The organism is Rhizobium sp. SRI_017 (assembly GCF_057586295.1).
Genome location: NZ_JBYCZP010000067.1, coordinates 1 through 1,116, shown reverse-complemented (window position 1 = coordinate 1,116; position 1,116 = coordinate 1). Strand labels below are relative to the sequence as shown.

2 protein-coding genes are annotated in these 1,116 nt (G+C 60.1%); one reads left to right on the top strand and one right to left on the bottom strand.

Annotated features, from left to right (window positions below):
• Window positions 1-517: SDR family oxidoreductase (locus tag AC2YI2_RS35010; protein ID WP_487391123.1), on the top strand; the 517-nt coding region annotated here is incomplete at its 5' end.
• 402 nt (window positions 518-919) lie between these two features.
• Here the strand turns inward: AC2YI2_RS35010 and AC2YI2_RS35005 are convergent.
• Window positions 920-1,116 (bottom strand): alpha/beta fold hydrolase (locus AC2YI2_RS35005; protein WP_487391122.1); only part of this gene is annotated, 197 nt, incomplete at its 5' end.

The window sequence follows — 1,116 nt, the reverse complement described above, 5'->3', positions numbered from 1 at the left end:
CTACGTTCATTCGGTCCTCGGTGAGACGACAAGAGCACAGCTCCAAGGACAGCTCGCGGTAGTAGAAAACACCTTCATGACCGTGCATCATGCGCTTCCTTATCTGCGCGATCGCGCCTCCATTATCCTGATGGGATCGGTCTACGCGACTATCGGACCGCCCGGTGCGGCGGCCTATGCCGCCAGCAAGGCGGCGACCGCTGCTATGGTCCGGTCGTTCGCGTCCGAACTGTCGCCCAGAGGCATCCGCGTTAACCTCGTGGTTCCACGCGCGGTAGATACGCCGAGCTGGGGGATGGAAGAATTGGAAGCCGGGGTCCGCGAGGAACGCAAGCGTAAGCTCGGCGAGCGGGCTCCTCTGAACCGGATGGTTAGCGCGGACGAGGTCGCCAAAGCCGTGTGCTTCCTTGCGTCAGACGATAGCTCGGGGATTCAGGCCGCAGAGCTCGTGGTTGACAACGGAACGACCGGTGCAATGGCCGGCTCACCTCGCTTTGTCCGAGGAGAACCGGTCTAGCGCGACGTCGTGAAGCCGCTCGTCATCCGGCAACGGCAGCAATGAGGTCCGGAGCTGTCGGATAAAAGCGCTTGCCTGCATTACAGTCGATGGGTCTCGACGCAACCGATCCGAAGCAATCATTAGTGATCCCGATGGCTTCTGCACGCGGCCCACTTGTTGACCGAGACGTGACTTATGACCGCTCAGCGCCCTCAAATCGGTCACATCGGCCAAAGCAGTGCATCCCGAAAGCAGACGTCGGTAATTATGAAGTCCAGTGGCGGATGCATAACGGGCGAATTATGATGACTGGTCCGACGGCGCCCCGCGCGATGATGCGTGAGGTATCGGATACAGGGGCAGATCCTGGCGACACCAGCAGACGGTTTTTCGCCGTCTGCCCTTTGTTTGCGCCCGGTTTTACTTGGCGACTTGCGTCGTGCTCTTCGCAGCCTCGTCGATCACGTCAGCGATCACGCCCGGCTGTGTGAAGAACAGCGCATGGCTGGCGTCTACTTCAGTCACCTTAGCACCGATGCGCTTGGCCATGTCCTGCAGCATGCGCTGATCGAAGGCCTTGTCCTGACGAGCAATGACAGCCCAGCTCGGCTTTGTGT